The organism is Pseudoalteromonas sp. SANK 73390, assembly GCF_054966645.1.
Map to the genome: position 1 here is coordinate 1 of NZ_ARPN01000046.1, position 3871 is coordinate 3871.

Consider the following 3871-nt stretch of genomic DNA (forward strand, 5'->3'; position numbering starts at 1 on the left):
GAAAAAAATCGTGTGAATAATTTATTGTTTATTAGAATCTACTTAAGACTTTATTAAAGGAATATATTTATGCGTACCTTCTGTGTTCTTATAACTATCATTGTATTACTTTTAGGCTGTGTAAAGCCAAGCAGTAATAGTAATGCAACTACTCGAAATGACCTACTATTTGCATACTCCATGTTAGCGCCTTCTAATACAGGAACAATACTTGTATATGGGCGAATAATTGTTCAAGGAGACTTAGCAAGTTCACAGTTATGTCCTGAAGTCGTTAGCGAGCATGGTAAGGTATTAGCAACGGTATTAAGGGGTTTGAAGCCAGCGTCAAACCAGTTTCCTGTTACTGTGTGTGAAGTCATATTAGAGCCTGAGACTCGCTACCAAGTTAAAGGAAGTAATCTGCAGCTTTCAAAGGCATCTTTAGACCCTAGTAATGTTCAGATATTTGGTGATACAGGCTGTAAAACTAAAGTGTGTAAACAGCAAGCAGCAGAACCTTTTAAAACGTTAGCTGATATAGCAGCACAAAATAATACCGATTTACTACTGCATATGGGGGATTATAACTACCGTAGTACATCGGGTAGTATTAATGGGGATATATATGCTTATGATGCGGGTGACGGTGGTTATGGTGGCAACAGTTGTGGGTTAGAAGACACTTACTACAGTCAAAACGCTAAAAATAGCCCTAAGCCTGATACATGGTTAAGCTGGGAATTAGACTTTTTTAAACCCGCCAAGAAGTTAATGAGCAATGCACCTTGGGTGTTTGCTCGCGGTAATCACGAATTGTGTTCAAGGGCAGGTATCGGTTGGTTCTACTTTTTTGGCCCTGGCGGGCAATTTCAGCAATCAGTTAATCAACAATCTTGCCCTTTTCAAGGTGATTTTAACACCCCACCAAAAACTGCGGTTGATCATATCGCTATGATAAAGCCCTATGCTTTACCATTAAAAAGGTTAAACATTTGGGTTTATGATTCGGCAAACGCGTGTGATGAGTTGGCAAGTAATCAATTAACTGCCCAGTACACTGAGCAATTTGAACACCTAAATGCCTTCGCTAGCAATTCTGCTAATCCTACATGGGTTATGACGCATCGGCCTATATGGGGTGTAAATAGCGTATCGCCTTTGGATACGCTCAATAAGCAACTTCAAGTAGCGCTTACAAATACTAAAGCGGGCATGTTGCCATTGAAGGTTGCATTATCACTGTCTGGACATATGCATATTTACCAGTCGATCACACCACAGCAAAATAGTCACAGGCCCCCTCAAATTGTTGTAGGCAATAGCGGTGTCAGCTTAAGCAGTAAACAATCAAACCAAAGTGTATCTGTTAAGGTTGATGAACAAATGAGTATTACTAATACACAAGGTAAGTTTGGTTATTTAGCCATTGATATTAAAGCCAATGCAAGTGATTGGGCTGGGGAGTTTATAGGCGTAGATGGGCAATCATTTATTGCGTGTGATGCCAGCCATGTTGTGCTAGATAAACCGATATGCGATAAAATAGAATAGGTAATATGCTTATTAGGCGTGTTGATCTTTGCTGTGTGTTTTGTTGCAGTCACTCGGGTATATTGGCAAGGTAAAGCCTGTAGCCCTAGCAATTCTATGTAGGTCAAGTGATAACGTAGAAAAATACCCAATGGCACTGTCCTCAGGCTCACACTACGTTGTCATGAGCAATTAACATAGATTACTTACATAGCCAATTCCTAGCATTGAAAGCTTTTGATTAGAACAAAATTCATACCTCAAAGAGCCCCCCTAAATGCGTGCATCTAAATTATTTAGATGCACGCTCAGTATCTTAAGCGATGTGATTCAAGATTTAGGTATTTGATAATTTTAAATCGCAGCTGTTATTTTTCAAAGGTGCACTTAAAAGGTAAAAACTGGTGCTAAATTAGTCACGTTATTACAAGTATTGACGGGCGATAACACACTAACTTAAAAAGTAATATTATAATCTCTTCACTTGTTCCTACACCCATAGAACGCGACTGCCAATGAAATGCATTAATTTTTATTTATCCTACCAACAGCCTTGTACATATTGTAAATCACTCAATGCAAACACTATTTTTCGAAAGACAAATAGTAAAAAAATTAGCAAAATAAATTAGTTAGGCTAAGCTTTTTATAAATTCAAGGCTTAATTGTTATTAAATATAAAAGGTATTATTTTTGAACAATCTTGTGGGCTTTTAGCGCTATGTTTTAGATGTAACCGCCTGTAATGCACTTTTGTATTCAAGCCTGCTAACATCATTTACTGTTTAACGTCAGTAAATATTCATTTTTGTGTTAATTTTTTGTTTTTATGTTGTTTTGTTTTTGTTTTTGTTTTTTGGTTTACAATTTAATAATAGCTTGGCTTTTGAACAATTTATATTGATTGTTAAGTTTAAAGAAATTATTTGTAGTTCTGTTGTCGTTTATACGAGATTTATGATTTCTGTTTGCTACTAACTTAATGTAATAACAGTTTTTCTGTGGTTATTTTAGTTTGGATCAATTAATCAGCGTTGTAGTGCTGGATGTCGTTAGAAGTATACAAAGTAGTTATGCCTAATGATGCAACGACTACTTTAAATGCAATAATTGATTTTTGTCAATTATGAATCGTAAATGTTCAACGCCACAGATGAATACAATTTTTATTGTCTTTGTGCGTTGTACTTATCGTTTTTGGACACGGAATGAATACAAATATAGTAACGTCTTTAGTTTATTTAGCTAAAACACGTGGCAATGATGTCGCATATCAATATTTTTTCGATGATGATCAACCCAGTAAAACCCTTACATACTTCCAGTTAGACAAAAATGCTAGGTTAATTGCCTCACACCTAAAAGTGCATTTCAGAAAAGGCGACCGAGCGCTGCTGCTCTATAATTCAGGGTTTGAATTTGTAGAAGCGTTTTTTGCGTGTCTTTATGCTGGGGTAGTAGCTGTACCAGCATATCCCCCTAAAAAAAATCAAAATATTGATAGATTACGCAGCATCATCGAAGATGCTGGCGCTGCTGGGGCGTTAACAACGGCTAAAATTAACGAAATTGCTAGGCCATTATTTGAATCAGAAACCAGTTTAAAGTCATTACCTATTCATATCACCGATTTATTCTCAACAGAGCAATCTGATCAGCAAGCGTCCAAAGAGATTGATTTAAAGCCAAATGATTTGGCATTTTTACAGTATACATCTGGCTCTACAGGTAGCCCCAAAGGTGTGATGGTTGATCACCATAACATTATAAACAATGAACAAATGATGAAGGTTGCATTTGGTCATAATGAAACAACACCAATCGTTAGTTGGTTACCACATTTTCATGATATGGGGCTCATTTTTGGGATTTTACATCCGATTTATATTGGTGCACCCGCGGTATTAATGAATCCGACTTACTTTCTCCAAAAGCCATTTCGTTGGCTAAAACTTTTAAGTGATAGTAAAGGGATTACCTCAAGTGCGCCTAACTTTGCTTATGACTTGTGTGTTGACACCATCAAAGATAAAGATCTCGCCACATTAGACTTATCTAACTGGCGCCGTGCATTAAATGGCGCAGAACCAGTTAGGGCCAGCACACTTGAGCGATTTTATCAAAAATTTAAATCGTGCGGTTTAAAACGAGAAGCGCTCTCACCATGCTATGGCATGGCAGAAACAACGTTGTTCGCAACCGGAGGAAAGCTGTTTGAAGGTGCTAAGGTATTGCATCTAGATGAGCAGCAAATTAAAAAGGTAACGCAGTAATTAAGACGCCATATCGCCAAGGCGCGCCTTTTTGTGAACTAAACGATGAGCAATCAGGGCAATCTTATTATGCCGTCTCGTGCGGA

General features: G+C 37.4%; 2 protein-coding genes. Both read left to right on the forward strand.

From position 1 onward, the window contains the following. Positions 1-69: 69 nt before the first annotated feature. Positions 70-1533, forward strand: a complete 1464-nt coding sequence (locus tag SANK73390_RS05375; RefSeq protein ID WP_462764450.1) for a metallophosphoesterase — start codon at positions 70-72, stop codon at positions 1531-1533. Between the two features lie 1187 nt (positions 1534-2720). Beyond that, positions 2721-3785 (forward strand): AMP-binding protein, encoded by a 1065-nt coding sequence (locus SANK73390_RS05380; RefSeq protein ID WP_462764452.1) that lies wholly within the window; start codon positions 2721-2723, stop codon positions 3783-3785. Positions 3786-3871: the final 86 nt, after the last annotated feature.